The 523-nt window shown below is 29.6% G+C and carries 1 pseudogene; it reads right to left on the bottom strand.

The annotated features are described in order from the left end of the window. Nucleotides 1-523, bottom strand: a pseudogene (locus tag K0039_RS20595) (HPr(Ser) kinase/phosphatase); the annotation flags it as partial.

Here is a 523-nt window from a genome sequence, read left to right as displayed (position 1 = left end):
TCTGCAACTAATCTATTACCCCTTTGAATCAATTCTAATGCTGTTTCTGACTTTCCTATACTACTTTCACCTTTTATCAGTACACCTATACCATAAATATCTACTAGCACTCCGTGAATTGTTGTGTGTGGTGCTAACTTATTATCCAAATAATTTGACAGTCTATTTATAAGTCTAGTAGTATTTCTATTTGTGCTCAAAAGTATTCTTTTATATTTTTTAGCCTTTTCAATTACATCTGGCTTAATTTCCAAGTCCCTAGAAATTATTAACGCTGGTATTTCATATGAGAAAAATCTATCTAGTACTTCTTCTCGAATATGACTATCCATTAGTCCAAAAAAATTATATTCTGTCTTTCCAACTATTTGTATTCTTTCATATGCAAAATAATCAAAATATCCTGCAAACTGTAATCCTGGTCTATTTATATCTTGAGAGTAGACATAATAATCTACATCATCAGGCATGTATACCACTTTTAACTTCAACTCTTTTATTATCTCTCTTATTGATACTTTAT

The sequence above is a fragment of the Terrisporobacter mayombei genome, assembly GCF_020748465.1.
Classification (GTDB): Bacteria; Bacillota; Clostridia; order Peptostreptococcales; family Peptostreptococcaceae; genus Terrisporobacter; species Terrisporobacter mayombei.
The sequence above is the reverse complement of the archived record's forward strand: the minus strand, read 5'-3'. Positions and strand labels throughout refer to the sequence as shown.